This is a genomic window from Paenibacillus sp. FSL K6-1558 (genome assembly GCF_038002565.1).
Classification (GTDB): domain Bacteria; phylum Bacillota; class Bacilli; order Paenibacillales; family Paenibacillaceae; genus Paenibacillus; species Paenibacillus polysaccharolyticus.
Map to the genome: position 1 here is coordinate 5,895,357 of NZ_JBBOCV010000001.1, position 16,118 is coordinate 5,911,474.

14 protein-coding genes are annotated in these 16,118 nt (G+C 46.8%); 13 read left to right on the forward strand and 1 reads right to left on the reverse strand.

The features are described from left to right. Positions 1-7 precede the first annotated feature (7 nt). Entirely contained in the window at positions 8-433 is a 426-nt protein-coding gene (locus MHI38_RS25700) for a hypothetical protein (RefSeq protein WP_341181843.1), read from the forward strand. 279 nt (positions 434-712) lie between these two features. Here MHI38_RS25700 and MHI38_RS25705 read toward each other — a convergent pair whose 3' ends face one another. Then, positions 713-2,272 carry a histidine kinase N-terminal 7TM domain-containing protein gene (locus MHI38_RS25705; protein ID WP_154886739.1) on the reverse strand — a complete coding sequence of 520 codons (1,560 nt, stop codon included), beginning with the start codon at positions 2,270-2,272 and terminating at the stop codon, positions 713-715. A gap of 428 nt (positions 2,273-2,700) precedes the next feature. Between MHI38_RS25705 and MHI38_RS25710 the strand changes: the two genes are divergently transcribed. The 12 genes from MHI38_RS25710 (at position 2,701) to MHI38_RS25765 (ending at position 16,104) form a co-directional block, all read left to right on the forward strand. Then, a complete protein-coding gene (locus MHI38_RS25710) occupies positions 2,701-3,573 on the forward strand; it encodes an SDR family oxidoreductase (protein WP_186811654.1) in 873 nt (290 codons plus the stop codon). Between the two features lie 353 nt (positions 3,574-3,926). After that, positions 3,927-4,271 (forward strand): cupin domain-containing protein, encoded by a 345-nt coding sequence (locus MHI38_RS25715; RefSeq protein ID WP_154886735.1) that lies wholly within the window; start codon positions 3,927-3,929, stop codon positions 4,269-4,271. Between the two features lie 165 nt (positions 4,272-4,436). Beyond that, positions 4,437-6,266 carry a two-component system histidine kinase PnpS gene (pnpS, locus tag MHI38_RS25720; protein ID WP_154886733.1) on the forward strand — a complete coding sequence of 610 codons (1,830 nt, stop codon included), beginning with the start codon at positions 4,437-4,439 and terminating at the stop codon, positions 6,264-6,266. A 141-nt stretch (positions 6,267-6,407) separates the two neighbouring features. Next, positions 6,408-7,136 (forward strand): response regulator transcription factor, encoded by a 729-nt coding sequence (locus MHI38_RS25725; protein WP_090920260.1) that lies wholly within the window; start codon positions 6,408-6,410, stop codon positions 7,134-7,136. A gap of 149 nt (positions 7,137-7,285) precedes the next feature. Further along, a complete protein-coding gene (locus MHI38_RS25730) occupies positions 7,286-8,482 on the forward strand; it encodes a methyl-accepting chemotaxis protein (protein ID WP_154886731.1) in 1,197 nt (398 codons plus the stop codon). A gap of 251 nt (positions 8,483-8,733) precedes the next feature. After that, positions 8,734-9,489 carry a phosphate ABC transporter ATP-binding protein PstB gene (gene pstB, locus MHI38_RS25735; RefSeq protein ID WP_090920265.1) on the forward strand — a complete coding sequence of 252 codons (756 nt, stop codon included), beginning with the start codon at positions 8,734-8,736 and terminating at the stop codon, positions 9,487-9,489. 63 nt (positions 9,490-9,552) lie between these two features. Further along, positions 9,553-10,212: a phosphate signaling complex protein PhoU gene (gene phoU / locus MHI38_RS25740; protein ID WP_090920525.1), complete on the forward strand. Its 660-nt coding sequence runs from the start codon at positions 9,553-9,555 to the stop codon at positions 10,210-10,212. A gap of 248 nt (positions 10,213-10,460) precedes the next feature. Beyond that, the gene (gene polA / locus MHI38_RS25745) at positions 10,461-13,115 is read left to right on the forward strand and encodes a DNA polymerase I (RefSeq protein WP_341181844.1); all 2,655 of its coding nucleotides are present in this window, start codon (positions 10,461-10,463) and stop codon (positions 13,113-13,115) included. Between the two features lie 60 nt (positions 13,116-13,175). Next, entirely contained in the window at positions 13,176-14,003 is an 828-nt protein-coding gene (mutM, locus tag MHI38_RS25750; protein ID WP_154886727.1) for a DNA-formamidopyrimidine glycosylase, read from the forward strand. 149 nt (positions 14,004-14,152) lie between these two features. Further along, positions 14,153-14,917, forward strand: coding sequence for a manganese efflux pump (locus MHI38_RS25755; protein ID WP_186809562.1), 765 nt, complete (start codon positions 14,153-14,155; stop codon positions 14,915-14,917). A gap of 30 nt (positions 14,918-14,947) precedes the next feature. After that, positions 14,948-15,544, forward strand: coding sequence for a dephospho-CoA kinase (gene coaE / locus MHI38_RS25760; RefSeq protein WP_154886723.1), 597 nt, complete (start codon positions 14,948-14,950; stop codon positions 15,542-15,544). Continuing rightward, positions 15,541-16,104: a lytic transglycosylase domain-containing protein gene (locus tag MHI38_RS25765; RefSeq protein WP_090920282.1), complete on the forward strand. Its 564-nt coding sequence runs from the start codon at positions 15,541-15,543 to the stop codon at positions 16,102-16,104. Before coaE ends, MHI38_RS25765 begins: the two co-directional genes overlap by 4 nt. The last annotated feature ends 14 nt before the right edge of the window (positions 16,105-16,118 follow it).

The following is a 16,118-nucleotide window of genomic DNA, read 5'->3' on the forward strand; positions in this document are numbered from 1 at the left end:
GAAAATTTTGACAATGATTATGTATTTGCTCCATATCGTCGGAGCACTGGCCATGGGATTTTATCTGATTTTGCCATTCGTGGTAGGTAAAATTCGCACATTGAGCTTGCCAGCACAGGAGGGAGCATTCGCGTCACTTCGTTCCTTAAACAAAGTTGCACAGTATGCGCTTGTTATTCAGCTTCTTACAGGTGGTTATCTGATGACCAAGGGAGATTATTCCCACATCTGGATGGCTGTAGTAGTGGTACTTCTTCTCGCAATTGCAGCCATTGGCGGAATTATGGGTAAACCGTTACGTCTTGCCGCAGAAGGCGTGAAAAGTAATAAGGATGTAACACCATACCAAGGCAAAATTCGTACGTTTAGCACGTTGCTTGCCGTGTTCTTGCTCATCATGGTGTACCTGATGGTGGACAGATCCATTTTCTAATAGAAGAATAAGAGTCTTCAGCGTCTAATGTTGATTCTCAAACGATAACTATGAGTATAAGGTGAAGCGTTTGCACATGTTCAGGGCAAGTGGTAGCGCTAAAAGCTATTGCTAATGAAACATGTACACTTTTAACCATGTGGCGTTAGTAACGCCGGGTTCTATTGAATTAAACCGCACAGTTATACAAACAAACAGACAGCCTGCAAAGGCTGTCTGTTTGATTTGTGATCTTTTATACAATGACTGCCGGGAACCTGAATACCTCGCTACTCATCATTAGCTAACACCGGCACCATAAACTCGTACTGCATTTCGGCCATTCCGTTTGGACTCATACAAGGCGTGATCGGCGTCACGTAGCAAAGATTCCAGGGTATCCGACTCGCCAACCGTTTGGGAGACACCAAAGCTGGCGGTGACCGGAATGGACTTGCCCTCTAGGTTGAGCGGTTGATTTAACAAAGCCATTCGCAACTGCTCTGCAAGAGTATATGCTTCCTGGAGTACCATGTTCGGCAAAGCGATAACGAATTCCTCTCCGCCGTAACGGGCGAATAACATTTCACTGTTTAAATAACGATTGCACACGGATACAACATGAACGATGGCTTGGTCACCCGCATCATGACCGTACGTGTCGTTGATACGCTTGAAATGGTCAATGTCAAACAAGATAAAAGAGACGGGGTGAAAATTAAGCCGGGCTTCTTGAAGCCATTCTCTTCCTTTGTTTAAAAATTGAGTCCGATTGTATATTTTGGTTAAACCATCGAAATAAGCTAGTTGTTTCAATTGTTCTTGTAAAAAACGTTGTTCGGTAATGTCGATTAGCATAATGAGAATACCGACAACTTGAGGATTTTTGTTAAATACATAAGACGTCCTGACTTGGTAACAGACGGTTTCTCCGTTTAATTGCCAGTACAAGTCGGTTTGCAGCCCTTCTCTTTCATATTCAACGGGAAAGGTCTCTCCTGCAAGACGAAGCCAGATGTCATTCAAGGGTTGCCCAACCATCGATGTTTCAATGTCAGGTAACATCAGTCTTAGGGATCTGTTGAAATCGACAAGACGATAGGAACTATCCAGCACAAGAACCCCTTCGCGCATACTTTCAAAAATACTTTCTTTGGCGATCGGTACAATGGTTAACAGTCTGGAGGACAGAATAGCCCAGATATACATAGCCGATGTAACACACATCAGAACGGGAACTGGGTCGAGGCCAAACGGAGTCACGCCAAGTAAGTACACAAATGCAGCAACCATCGGAATAATCTGCGACACAATTAACGTAAGCAGTTGACGACGGTACATCTTTTTGGTGTGACGCCATTGCCCAATTAAGATAAGGCCAGCACATAAAAGGCAGGAGAACGTAAATGCACCATGGACAACATACCATTGACCAATATCCATCGCCATGACGGGGACTGTGCTATCCTCACGTAACCATACTCTTTTGTAATAGAGATGATGCCAATCATTCGTAGCAACCAGAAAGACGGTAATGGAAGGAATGATGAATAAGGCTGACGTCAGCCATTTAGACAACTTTTTTCCAGTGTAATGAATCATGAGAAGCAGGCCAAGCGGTGCAGAGATCGGCATACCAATATATTGGACGATATTCCAGAACTTCATCTGTTCCAGTGTATTACTGGCGAGACCAATGGCATATCCGAAGGTATATACGGACAGGGAAGCCGTGTACAGGATAAAGATGTTGGCATTTGGAAAATGGGCTCTTCTGAAGTACGTATACATACACAGAAACAGATTCAGCACGGCTGACGTGGTCACAAGTGTAATGTAAGTAGTAATATGCGATTCCATGTTCAGATCTCCATGTCAAATTAGATTGTTGTCGTATTGAAGCAAATGAGATGATGCTGCTAATCACGCTAGGTGACTTAAAAAAAGATGAATATAATCTCCACACTGTACATTGTACATCAGCCCTATCTGCTTAGGAACACCATTTGTATGATGAAACAGGTCAATTTCGAAAAAATTTCGAATATTCACAAATGCAGATGGTGACGAAATACAAAGTTTGGATTTCCATATATGTGGTAAATAAGGAATGACAGTAATTATGAGGGTTCGCATTGCTGTCCAGTAGAAGAATAATCTGGTCGGTTCATGCCATCCTACAGAATGAGACTAATGAGAGTTATGACGAATGAGAGACAAGGAAGCATGTTATTTGTGTCCAAGTCTTCTTAAAATCAAACATGTTCATTTTGAAAGGAGAAGGTACAATGTCAAGTACTACCCAGCAAAAACAACAAACGATGCCTGCACAACATCAGGATCAGCGTCCGGGAATTGAATCCAAGATGAATCCCAAGCCTGAATTCGAGAGGGCGCAGTATAAGGCAGCAGGCAAACTATTGGACAAAGTGGCTTTGATTACGGGAGGAGACAGCGGAATTGGACGGGCTGTTGCTGTTACGTATGCCAAGGAAGGCGCCGATGTGGCGATTGTATATCTGAGTGAGCATGAGGACGCCAAGGAAACGAAACGTCAGGTGGAGCAGGAAGGGCGCAAGTGTGTGCTTATCGCAGGTGACATCGGTGATGTGAATTTTGCGAAGAAAAGTGTTCAACAAACGGTCGATGAACTTGGCAAACTCGACATTGTGGTTAACAATGCGGCTGAGCAACATCCGCAACAAAACCTGGAGGATATTACGCCAGAGCAACTGGAAAAAACATTCCGTACCAACATCTTTGGAATGTTTTATGTTACACAGGCGGCTATGCCACATCTGAAACAAGGTAGCACCGTCATTAACACAACATCGATAACCGCTTATCGGGGAAGCCCGACGTTACTGGATTATTCGTCAACCAAAGGGGCAATTACATCCTTCACCCGTTCATTGTCGATGAATCTGATTGAAAAGGGGATTCGTGTGAACGCCGTAGCTCCTGGTCCGATCTGGACACCCTTGATTCCTTCGACATTTGATGAGAAAAAAGTAAGTGAATTCGGAGCCACGCAACCGATGAAACGTCCAGGACAGCCGGATGAATTGGCACCAGCTTATGTGTACCTCGCTTCTGATGACTCTTCTTATGTCAGCGGACAGGTGATGCATGTGAACGGCGGCGAAGTCGTTAACGGCTAGGTGATGCACCGTGCAAATGGCATTGCGGAACGGGCGAGGATAGTTGCTGTATTGAGAAGAGAAAGACGGGACGCTAAAGCATAGTGGCGTCCCGTCTTTCTTTATATATTTTTTTCAAATAAGAAGAGGGTTCCGAACAGGGGAGGCAGGTTGAAGTCCTATCTATTGTAAGATGTGATTTACAAAAGTCTGTATCTGCGTTGATATATTTATGATACCTTGTACAGGTCTGACTTTAAAGCAATGGGGTGAGTCAGAGGGGAAGAAGGCAGATTTATTGCTCATTTTACATGGAAAGATATCTCATTAGATGTGATATGATAAACCGGATAACATATTCGGGAGGCACTCATATGAAGATTAGCAAACAAGAGGCAGCGCATTATATATGGGGGACTCAGTGTGATGGTTGGCATCTGGTTCAGGGAGAGACACTTAGTGTGATTCATGAGCGAATGCCCGCAGGCACGACAGAAACAAGGCATGTACATGTGAAGAGTCGCCAATTCTTTTTTGTTCTTAGCGGTGAGGCTTGTATGGAGCTGAATGGAGAGACCTATGTGCTGGAAACACATGAAGGCATCGAAATCCCGCCGGGAGCACCCCATCAGATGCAAAATCGAAGTGCACAAGATGTGGAATTTCTAGTTATATCACATCCAACGACACGCGGTGACCGCAACGAACTAAATGGATAAATAATGGTTTGTTTTCATCATTTGAATTTACTCATTTACATATGAACGGTGAGGACAGAAAAAACCTGAAGATAACAGGGATTGGAAGGTTATTCTGTCATCAGAGTGGTTATGTAAATTGTCTTGTTGTTCAACGGACCAAAATATAACAGAAGGAAGAGATTAATGAGACCGTTTCGCATTCGCCTCGCTCTAATCATGATGGTACTCATTGGCGTATCCGTCATTGTAGCCGGATATACGATGGGCAGAGTTTTCAAGACTACTCATATCGCCGCACTGGAACAAACGATGGTGCGTGAAATTAATTTGTTAAAAGCGACATTCCCTTTTCATGATGCTTCCAAACCGACATCAGCGGAAACTCGGAAATATTACTCGGACCGAGCGCTGGAACTGGATCGTCTAACAGACTCGCGAGTAACTTTTATCAATAAAGACGGTGTCGTCATCGGCGATTCCGAGAGTGACCCTGCGACAATGGATAATCACCTGAATCGCGAAGAGATCCGGACGGCTACGGAAGGGACTTTTGGACAGTCCATCCGATATAGTGCAACGTTAGGGCAGGACATGCTGTATGTCGCGCTGCCTGTTAATTCGGATCAAAGTGACATGATTGAAATGCCAAGTGGCAAATTCGACGGTTTTATTCGTCTGTCTATGAGTTTGCAAGCGGTGGATCAAGGACTCCAACGCGGATGGATGATTATGTTTGCTGCCCTGGGCCTGCTTTTTCTCATTGTGGCATTTGTCAGTTACCGGGTAGCTAGAGGTCTAACGTCGCCCATTGAGCATATTACCAAAGTGGCACACCGGATTACAAAGCTGGAGTACGATGCCAGAGTAAAAGTAACGCGCAGGGACGAGATCGGCCAATTGGGTCTGGCGATTAACGGCATGGCAGACAGTCTGCAGTCCCAGCTCAAAACGATTCGGGACAATGAAGCATTGCTTCAAAGTGTGTTGGCGAATATGACGGGCGGGATCGTCATGATTGATGCAACGCAATCGATTGCACTGGTTAATCGGGAAGCAGAGCGTATGCTCGGTATTCAGGCCGTGAAGGTTACAGGAAGACCTTACACGGAACTCAAGCGGCATTACGAGCTGACACGCACGATTGAAGAGAGCGTAGCTAATCAGGAACGGATGCACGAAGAAGTAAGTGTATTTAACCCTGAAGAACGGTTGATAAGGCTGGATGGTGTACCGATGTCAGAAGACAATGGCGGATATCGGGGAATGTTATTCCTGTTACAGGATGTAACTGCGATTCGCAGATTGGAATCCATGCGTAGCGAGTTTGTGGCCAATGTCTCTCATGAACTCAAAACACCTGTGGCAGCAGTGAAGGGATTTGCAGAAACCTTACTAAGCGGCGGTGTACAGGATAAGGAAACGGAACGTTCTTTCCTGCAGATTATTTATGATGAAGGTGATCGACTAAACCGCTTGATTGGAGATATTCTGGAGTTGTCCAAGATTGAATCGAAACGTGCACCGCTGGAATGTTCACCAGTGCATGTGCATTCCTTCTTCGAAATGGTGCTTGGAACTTTGTCCAAGGTAGCGGAGAAAAAGCAGATTCGTCTGGAAATGAATGTACCGGAGGAACTGTATATTGAAGCGGATGAGGACAAAATGAAGCAGATTTTCATTAATCTGTTATCCAACGGCATTAACTATACACCTGAGGGTGGAAGGGTGAAACTCCAGGTGAAGATGGATCAGACGAGTGAGGAAGAGCAGGTAGTTTTCTCGGTGTCCGACACGGGAATTGGTATTCCCAAGAAGGATTTGCCGCGAATCTTTGAACGTTTCTACCGTGTAGACAAAGGCCGATCACGGAATTCGGGAGGAACAGGACTTGGACTCTCTATCGTTAAACACCTGGTGGAGCTTCATCATGGTAAATTGTCGGTCGAAAGTGAACTAGGGATGGGAAGCACCTTCCGGGTAATCCTGCCTTTAATTCAAGAAGAAGAAGTCTAGTTTTACTTTGGAAAGAAAAAGGTAGGCTTAGAGAAGCAAAATGTAAAATGAGCCATTTGCTTTACACAGCGTTAACAAATTAGTGCTATGATAGAAAAAGTGTTGTGGCAACAGACAACCTATGAAGAGAGAAGGGGTATCATGGCACAGCGTTTGCTGGTTATTGAAGATGAACCGACATTATCGAGATTACTTACGTATAACCTGACACAGGAAGGTTATGACGTAACGGCAGAGGATCATGGGTCAGCAGGATATGACCGGGCCTTGTCTCAGGATTTCGATTTGATTCTACTGGATCTGATGCTGCCAGGCATGAATGGTCTGGATATTTTGAACAAACTGCGTATTCAGGGAGTAAGCACTCCTGTCATTATTCTTACCGCCAAGAACGGTGAAGCCGAGGTTGTGCAAGGGCTGAAATCGGGTGCAGATGATTACATTACGAAACCGTTTGGTGTATCCGAGCTTTTGGCACGTGTAGATGCGGTACTCAGACGTTACTCGAATGGCGACGATTTACCGCAGCCTGAGGATAAAGACGGCTCACGTATTATTCTTGGTGAACTTGAAATTTATCCGTTGAAGTATGAAGTGACTCTGGGAGGACAATCGATTAGCTTACGTCCGAAGGAGTTCGAAGTCCTATTATATCTCGCTAAAAAACCTGGCGTGGTGCTGACCCGGGATGATCTGATGAATGCGGTCTGGGGTTTTGATTATATCGGAGGCCAGCGAACCGTAGATGTGCACGTCAGCTCATTACGTAAAAAGCTGGAACTTGACCCTGAATCCGTTCATATCGATTCCATCCGCGGCGTAGGTTATAAATTGGTTGTCAAAAGAAAAACTCCCCATCATTCTAGTTAAATGATCGGGGAGTTTTATTTTACCTCCTTTTTACACAAAGGAAGATTTTTCTTCATTTACGGGGAGTAGGATAAGGTTATCCAAGTGATACTTTGTACCTAAAAACCCACCTTAGGGCGGAGCTAGCACGTAAAGGAGAATGTGTAATTATGCCCATGTTGTTAGAGGCTAGACCTGAGAATCTGGATGTTAGTTTACAAAAAGGGGAAGAAACATCGTTCGTGCCTGAGTTGGAATCGGACGAATCAACAAGTGAAGTTCAGGAGGAACATGCCGTTTCTTTGACTGAATATTTCCGTCAGGTGCCTATAGCTAGGGGAGATACTACTTGCGGAGAGGCTGCGGCGATGTTAAGTGATGGACTGGAGCATCCATGTATTGTGCTCTGTGATGAACACATGAAACCGATAGGATTATTGATGCGTGAGAACTTGTATCGTTTACTGAACGGAAGGTTCGCAGCGGACTTATTTTATCGTAAACCGATTATGAATGTAGCTAACGCATCACCGGTTATTGTAGATATACATATGGACCCCGCAGCTATTATTGATGCCGCGCTTCGGCGGGATGAGGATCATTTCTATGACTGCCTGCTCGTAACGGAGCAGGATTGCTTGCTTGGTGTACTGACGATCCGTGATGTGATGTCGCTTTCTCGTAAACTTCAGCAGAAGGCATCCGCAGATCGCATATGCACCGTGACGGAGAGTGGACAGGAAATTTCACGCATTCATGCGGCTGTAACCAAACTGGTTCAAGCGGCGAATCAGACCGTACAGGAAGCAGGGCAAGTTATCCTCTTGTCAAATGAGGGAGAAGGGCGTCTGCGTCAAGTTGAGTCTTCCTACCTTCAGGTTCATGAGCATATGGGGGATCAGGGCAAACACGCAAGTCAGATGCTCGAATCCATCAAAACAGGTGCGGGTATGGCACGTTCCATTCGAACGCTGGCGGATCAGAGTGGGTTGCTAGCACTGAATGCATCGATAGAGGCTGCGCATGCCGGAGAATACGGCCGGGGGTTCCAGATTGTTGCCGGAGAGATCCGGGCACTTGCCAAACAGACACGAGAAGTGGCTGGAAGCATGACCGTATTGCTTCAGGATATTGAACGTTTAACCCAGCAGACCGTATCCCTCATTCAGGCGAGTGGTACTGAAATCGATGAGAGTGCGCAGGTTGTGCAGGAAGGTGCGGCAGCGTTTGGGAAGTTAAATCATGCGGTAAAAGCTTTGTCCTGCATCGTGGAGACCATTGCTGCTGAAGGCGGGGAAGCTGGCAGGGTCGCAGAGAATATCCAGTTGAAGCTGAAGGCCATGATTACGGATCATTCCGAGCTGTGAACTAAAGCACAACCGAGGCACAGCGTATAACGGAAATCGCGCAGATTAAAAAAGAGAGACCTGGGACGTTGTATAACGGACTAGGTCTTCTTCAGGTGTTTTTACATTCCGTTAACATGAAGGTGGTACTGTTTTTACAATGTTACGTTAGGATATTAAAGATGACTGTGCTGATTGGTAGAGAATATGAACGCCGGTCTCAACGTAAAGGGAATCCGATGATCCCTGCAACGAAGGAGAAGTGAGCATCCATGAAAGACCTCATTCACATTGATGGACTTAATTTATACTATGATACGCATCACGCGCTTAAAAATATATCGATGGATCTGCCGGAGAAAACCGTCACAGCGTTTATCGGGCCGTCAGGCTGCGGTAAATCGACATTGCTCCGCACGTTGAACCGGATGAATGACATGATTCCGGGTGTTCGTGTGGAAGGACAAGTTATGCTGAACGGTTCGGATATTTACAGTAATGAAATTGAAGTGGAGACGCTGCGCAAACGGGTAGGAATGGTATTCCAACAGCCGAATCCTTTTCCAAAATCGATCTATGACAATGTGGCGTACGGACCACGTCTGCACGGCGTAACCCAAAAAGCAGAACTGGATAAACTCGTCGAACAGAGTCTGGTTCATGCGGCATTGTGGGATGAAGTGAAGGATGTGCTGAAAAAATCGGCGTTAAGCCTGTCTGGCGGACAGCAACAACGTCTGTGCATCGCACGTGCACTGGCTGTACAGCCGGATGTGTTGTTGATGGACGAAGCAACTTCGGCGCTGGACCCGATCTCCACGCTGAAAATCGAGGAATTGGTCAAAGAGTTGCATCATAAATATACCATCGTCATGGTTACTCACAACATGCATCAGGCAGCACGAGTATCTGGACGAACGGTATTTTTCCTGAATGGTGAAGTGGTGGAGGCAGCTGATACGGAGACGTTATTCTCCACACCGCAAGATTCCCGGACCGAGGACTATATATCCGGTCGGTTTGGTTAAGGCGAGCTGAACAGGATGATCCCGGCTTACCCGGAGATGATGGAGAAGGAGGACATGAAATCTATGATTCGCAGAAAAGAATTTGATCAAGAGCTGGAAGAACTGCGCTCCCTGCTGAAACAAATGGGGGAACATGTAGGAAATGCCTTGGACGGTGCGATTGAGAGTTTGCAGACATTGAATGTAGAGAAAGCTCAGATCATCATTAAGAATGATGCGAATCTCAATGCCCTTGAGGACAAAATCATGGAGCTGGGCTCCAAGCTGATTATTACACAGCAGCCCGTTGCGAAGGATTTAAGACGTATTATCGTGGCCTTCAAAATCTCCAGTGACTTGGAGCGTATGGGGGATCTGGCCCTCGACGTGGCGAAGGTAACGATTCGTATGGAAGGTCAAGAGCTGATCAAGCCGCTGGTGGATATCCCGCGTATGGCGGAAGTGGTAAAATCCATGATTGATGAGTCCATAGAGTCCTATTTGAAAGAAAATACGGATCTGGCCTATAAAATGGCACAAACCGATGATCAAGTCGATCAGTTGTACAGCAACATGATTCGTGATCTCTACACATTAATGACTGAACATCCAACGAATGCATCTCAGGCTATGTTGCTCTTGATGGTTGGGCGTTACATTGAACGTATTGGTGATCATGCGACCAACATCGGTGAGAGCACGGTGTATCTGGTCACAGGTCAGCGTCCGGACCTGAATCAATAAGTTGTTCTGGGCAGGCACTGCTGCACAAGCAATGAAACATGCACATACAAGATCAGAGTTGATGATCGAAATGAGAGAACTTTCTTCCGGCTGGCCTGTGCACAGGCTGACTGGGAAGGAGGTTCTTTTTTTGCGGAAGAAATGTGGTGAGAAGGGGTGTGAAGTTTTTTTGATGTAGGTGGCAGGTATGGTATCATGAGAGTAGGTATGTAAGTACAGTCTGACCATATGATACGCGAGGTGCTGGAATGGACAAGTTTATTCTTATAGATGGAAATAGCATTATTTATCGGGCATTTTTTGCAATGCCTCCCCTGACCAATTCGAAAGGTCTGCACACCAATGCGGTGTACGGATTTACGACGATGCTGCTTCGCTTGCTGGAAGAACACAAGCCTACACATGTGATGGTGGCGTTTGATGCGGGCAAAGTGACGTTCCGTCATGAAGGGTATCAGGAATACAAGGGTGGACGGGAAAAAACACCGCCGGAGTTGTCCGAGCAGTTTCCTTTGCTCAAAGAACTATTGCAAGGCCTCGGGATCGCGCAGTTTGAACTGGCTGGTTTCGAGGCGGATGATATTATCGGAACGCTGACCAAACGCGCGGATGATGCAGGCAGACAGGTTCTCGTTGTATCGGGTGACAAGGATATGTTGCAACTTGCTTCCGAGCATGTACATATCGGGCTGACGCGTAAAGGGGTTACGGAGATTGAACTGTACGACCCGGCACAGATTAAGGAACGTTACGGTCTGACACCACTACAGATTATCGATCTGAAAGGTCTGATGGGCGATGCTTCCGATAATATTCCGGGTATTCCGGGTGTTGGGGAGAAAACGGCGCTGAAGCTGCTGCACCAGTTTGGATCGGTGGAAGAGGTGCTGAACGGTACGGGTGAACTGAAAGGCAAGATGAAGGAAAAGATTGAAACCCATGCCGAAGATGCACGCATGAGCAAACAGCTGGCGACCATTCACCGTGAGGTTCCGCTGGAACAGACGTGGGATGATATGCAGTTTGATGGATTGAAAGAAGCTAGTGCAGGGCCTGCACTGGCTAAGCTGGAGTTTAAGTCATTGCTGGAGCGTTTGTCCTTTAGCGGTAGCGTGGCTTCCGAGCAAGAGGCTGTTCCGGCGGCTGAGGTTGAATCTACGATTGCAACAGAAGATAACATAGCTGATCTGATGGATATGTTGGATTCGATCGATGTGCTGCATGTGGAAACGCATGGTGACAATCCGCATCAGGCGAAGCTTGTTGGTCTTGCCGTAGGTGCCGGGGAGAAATATACGTTCATATCTCCGGAATTACTAAAGTCTGATGCGGCAACTCCTGTTCGGGAATGGCTTGCAAGTGCCGACCAGCCGAAGCGTGGATATGATCTGCATCGTGTGGATTTGGCTTTGCATGCACATGGCATTGAATTCGCAGGTGCATCATTTGATGTGCAGCTTGCTGCTTATTTGCTTGACCCGACCGAGTCGAATCAGACAATCAGCGGGCTGACGTCCAAGTATGGGCTGCCTTCACTGGTTGAAGACGATAGCGTTCTGGGGAAAGGGGCTAAATACAGAGTACCAGAGGCGGAAGTTCTGGGTGATTTCTTATGCCGGAAAGCCGCTGCGCTGGCCGCGATTATCCCCCTTCAGGAACAGGCAATGGAGAGCGATGAGATGAATTCGCTGTTCCATGAGCTCGAAATGCCGTTATCCCGTATTCTTGCCGACATGGAAAAGCAGGGCATCAAGGCGAATACAGAAGACTTACAAGCCCTTGGCCGTGAATTTGAAGGACAGATCGGCAAGCTGATGGCCGAAATCTACAAGTTGTCCGGTACGGAGTTTAATCTGAACTCACCTAGACAACTCGGCGAAATTTTGTTTGACAAGCTGGGCCTGCCTGTCGTGAAGAAAACAAAAACAGGCTACTCCACCGACGCTGAAGTGCTGGAAAAGCTGGCTCCTTATAACGACGTGGTGCAGCATATTTTGCAATATCGCCAGCTTGCCAAGTTGCAATCCACTTATGTGGAAGGTTTGCTGAAAGAGATATCGGACCGGGATGGCAAGGTGCATACGTTCTATCGTCAAACCATTGCAGCAACAGGACGACTGAGTAGCCAGTTCCCGAACTTGCAGAACATTCCGATTCGTATGGAAGAAGGACGCAAAATTCGAAAAGTCTTTGTACCGTCCGAGCCGGGTTGGTCTATTCTCGCAGCCGACTACTCTCAGATTGAACTGCGTGTGCTGGCACATATTTCAGATGATGAGCGTCTGAAGGAAGCTTTTGTACATGATATGGATATCCATACGAAGACCGCCTCCGATGTATTCGGCGTGAAGCCGGAGGATGTGGACAGTGACATGCGTCGTTCTGCGAAGGCGGTTAACTTCGGAATCGTATACGGAATCAGTGATTATGGTCTATCGCAAAACTTGAACATTACGCGGAAAGAAGCGGCACAGTTCATCGATCAGTATTTTGAAATATTCCAGGGTGTGCGCCGGTATATGGATGATATTGTGAAGGATGCACGCCGGGACGGTTATGTGAAAACGATGCTGGAACGCCGCCGTTATCTGCCCGAAATCAACGCGAGTAATTTCAATCTACGCTCCTTCGCGGAACGTACCGCGATGAACACACCGATCCAAGGTACTGCGGCTGATATCATTAAGCTGGCGATGGTACAGATGGACGAGGCGCTGCGCGAACGTAAGCTACAGAGTCGTATGTTACTTCAGGTACACGATGAGCTCGTTTTTGAAGTGCCAGCGGATGAACTGGAGCTGATGAAGGAGCTTGTGCCTTCGGTGATGGAAAAGGCGCTTCCGCTGTCGGTGCCGCTCAAAGCTGAGGTTAGCTTTGGTGAGAACTGGTATGAAGCAAAATAGATAAGAAAGGGTCCCGCTGAGCGTCATCTTCCGTTATAATATAAGGGAGGTGAGAACATCATGCCGGAACTACCGGAAGTCGAAACAGTCAGAAGAACGTTGAATCAACTTATTGTAGGTAAAACGATTGATCATGTTACCGTTAATTTGCCGCGGATTATTCAGCGGCCTGACGATATAGAAGCATTTGCATTGGAACTGGCAGGACATACCGTGATTGGTGTAGAGCGCCGGGGCAAGTTTTTACGGATTTTGCTGGACGGGCTTGTGCTGGTCTCCCATCTGCGGATGGAGGGACGTTATGGTGTGTATCATCAGCACGAAGAGGTGGAGAAACACACTCATGTCATCTTCCACTTCAATGATGGCACGGAATTGCGATACAAGGATGTTCGTCAGTTTGGGACGATGCATCTGTTCAGCGCAGGTGAAGAGATGGTTTCGAAACCGCTCATGAAGCTTGGACTGGAACCACTGGATGAGGCTTTTACCGTGGACGCGTTCCGCGCTGCAGTGGGGAAACGTACGACCAAAATTAAAGCTGTATTGCTCAATCAGGCATATGTGGTTGGCATCGGGAATATTTATGTGGACGAGGCTCTCTTCCGTGCAGGTATACATCCCGAGACGATTGCGAAGACGCTGACCGAAGCACAGCTGAAGGTTTTGCATGAAGCCATTGTGGCTACGCTACAGGATGCCGTGAATGCAGGAGGTTCCTCAATCAAGTCATATGTTAATGGGCAAGGCGAGATGGGCATGTTCCAGCATCAGCTGAAAATTTATGGCCGTAAAGCCGAGCCTTGCCATACCTGCGGCACATTGATTGAAAAAAGTGTCGTTGGCGGACGTGGGACGCACTTTTGCCCGAATTGTCAACGACTTTGATCTCCCGAACCAGAACTGAATCAATGAAATGATGAAATCATAGCACCCTTGGATTCCTCCCTCCATATACTGATATGGCAGAAATAAGCGGGCATATACCCATACTGACATCATCAGTTGGCACGTACCGCACAGGGGAGGAATCCGGGGTGCTGCATCATTTTATTTCATTACTGGCGCTTGCTTTTGCAGTGAGTTTAGATGGTTTTGGAGTTGGAATTACATATGGACTTCGGAGGACCAAGATTCCGCTCTTATCCATTGCTATTATTTCGCTTTGTTCGGGATTGGTAATCGCGTTATCTATGCAGGTTGGTGTGCTCTTATCTCATGTTGTGTCCCCAGAAGTAGCTTCAATTGTGGGGGCTGTCATTCTCATTGTGATTGGTGCGTGGTCGCTTTTGCAACTGATCAGGCGGCGGGGCAAAGAACGTGAGGAAGCAGAGAGTGAATTGGTGCAGGAGAGATTGCTTCAAGAAAATGGAACAACGGAATCGGGGCTTTCATCCAGAAGCAAGAATCAATTAATGGTTCTGGAAGTGCAACCTTCGCCAACGGATGGTTCGGTGGAGCGCATGGTATTTACACTTGAATTGCGCAAGCTGGGTGTGGTTATTCAAATTTTGCGCAGCCCGTCCAAGGCGGACATGGATAACTCAGGCAGTATCTCCGCACAGGAAGCGATGTGGCTCGGAATTGCGCTGTCACTGGATGCCTTTGGTGCAGGTCTGGGTGCGGCATTGCTTGGATTTCCTACGCTGTGGACAGCACTGGTGATTGCTTTGTTTAGTGGGGCATTTCTGTCACTTGGCATGAAGGTAGGATTACGGTTTGCAGCACAGCGCTGGATGCAGAAACTCTCAGTTCTGCCGGCCCTGCTGTTAATGATTATGGGAATATTCAAGTTGTTTTGAGGAGTAATAAAGCTGTTATGAGGTGAGACGATGAATATAGGCTTAACGGGCGGAATCGCAACAGGCAAAAGCAGTGTTTCCGCCTATCTGGCCAGTAAGGGAGCGCTGCTCATCGATGCAGATGTTATTGCCCGGGAAGTTATGTTGCCTGGGCATCCCGTTTTGGCTGCCGCTGTTCAGCGGTTTGGACAAGCTATCTTGAATGAGGACGGAACACTGAATCGGAAAAAGTTAGGGAGTATTGTTTTTCAGCACCCTGAGGAACGTAAAGCGCTTGAGGCCATCACTCATCCGGCGATCCGGAAGGAAATGCGTGAGAGAGCGGCTGCATACGAATTGAAACATCCGGACAAGCTGGTGGTGTCGGATATTCCTTTGCTGTACGAGTCGGGCCTTGAGGAAGGTTTTTCGGAAGTTATGGTCGTATATGTACCTAGAGCAGTACAACTGGAGCGACTGATGAACCGGGATCAGATGACCCAGGCTGACGCCGAAGCACGCATTGCGGCTCAGATGGATATTGAACGCAAAAAAGAGCGGGCAGATATCGTTATTGATAACAGCGGATCATGGGCTCAGACGGAGAAGCAGCTTGAATTATTTTTAACGCATAAGGGTTTATTATGAAAATATTGCGTAAAAAACGTGTACTGCTGATCATGTTTGTTTCCTTTGTACTTGTATTATTTCTAAATACGAACTGGATGGCCTGGTTTTATCCGATTGAATATAAGGAAGAGATTCGGGCGCAATCCCAAAGTTATGAGGTTGATCCGTTTCTGATCGCTTCGATTATCAGGGTGGAGACCAATTTCAAGACCAGTAAAGAATCCAAACGTGGTGCGATCGGACTGATGCAGCTCATGCCGGATACGGCGAACTGGATTCTGGAACAAGCCAAAATTCCGGATACTTCGCTGGAGGAATTGAAACATGAACCCGGGCGAAATATTCAACTGGGGACATGGTATCTGCGTAATCTGTCAGACCAGTTCGGTGGCAACGAAATTGTGATGATTGCCGCTTATAATGCAGGACCGGGGAAGGTCAGCAGCTGGTTGAAAAATGGTGTATGGGATGGCACGCTTGAAACGGTGAAGGATATTCCTTTTGGCGAGACACGCCACTATGTACAACGGGTTATTTACTATTATAATCAGTATGTGAAGATCTACGATACGTTCTAAAGCGATTGCTCGGA

Coding starts and splice junctions, on each gene's coding strand:
- MHI38_RS25705 (WP_154886739.1), bottom strand. CDS start 2,272: ATGGAATCGCATATTACTACTTACATTACACTTGTGACCACGTCAGCC.
- MHI38_RS25710 (WP_186811654.1), top strand. CDS start 2,701: ATGTCAAGTACTACCCAGCAAAAACAACAAACGATGCCTGCACAACAT.
- MHI38_RS25715 (WP_154886735.1), top strand. CDS start 3,927: ATGAAGATTAGCAAACAAGAGGCAGCGCATTATATATGGGGGACTCAG.
- pnpS (WP_154886733.1), top strand. CDS start 4,437: ATGAGACCGTTTCGCATTCGCCTCGCTCTAATCATGATGGTACTCATT.
- MHI38_RS25725 (WP_090920260.1), top strand. CDS start 6,408: ATGGCACAGCGTTTGCTGGTTATTGAAGATGAACCGACATTATCGAGA.
- MHI38_RS25730 (WP_154886731.1), top strand. CDS start 7,286: ATGCCCATGTTGTTAGAGGCTAGACCTGAGAATCTGGATGTTAGTTTA.
- pstB (WP_090920265.1), top strand. CDS start 8,734: ATGAAAGACCTCATTCACATTGATGGACTTAATTTATACTATGATACG.
- phoU (WP_090920525.1), top strand. CDS start 9,553: ATGATTCGCAGAAAAGAATTTGATCAAGAGCTGGAAGAACTGCGCTCC.
- polA (WP_341181844.1), top strand. CDS start 10,461: ATGGACAAGTTTATTCTTATAGATGGAAATAGCATTATTTATCGGGCA.
- mutM (WP_154886727.1), top strand. CDS start 13,176: ATGCCGGAACTACCGGAAGTCGAAACAGTCAGAAGAACGTTGAATCAA.
- coaE (WP_154886723.1), top strand. CDS start 14,948: ATGAATATAGGCTTAACGGGCGGAATCGCAACAGGCAAAAGCAGTGTT.
- MHI38_RS25765 (WP_090920282.1), top strand. CDS start 15,541: ATGAAAATATTGCGTAAAAAACGTGTACTGCTGATCATGTTTGTTTCC.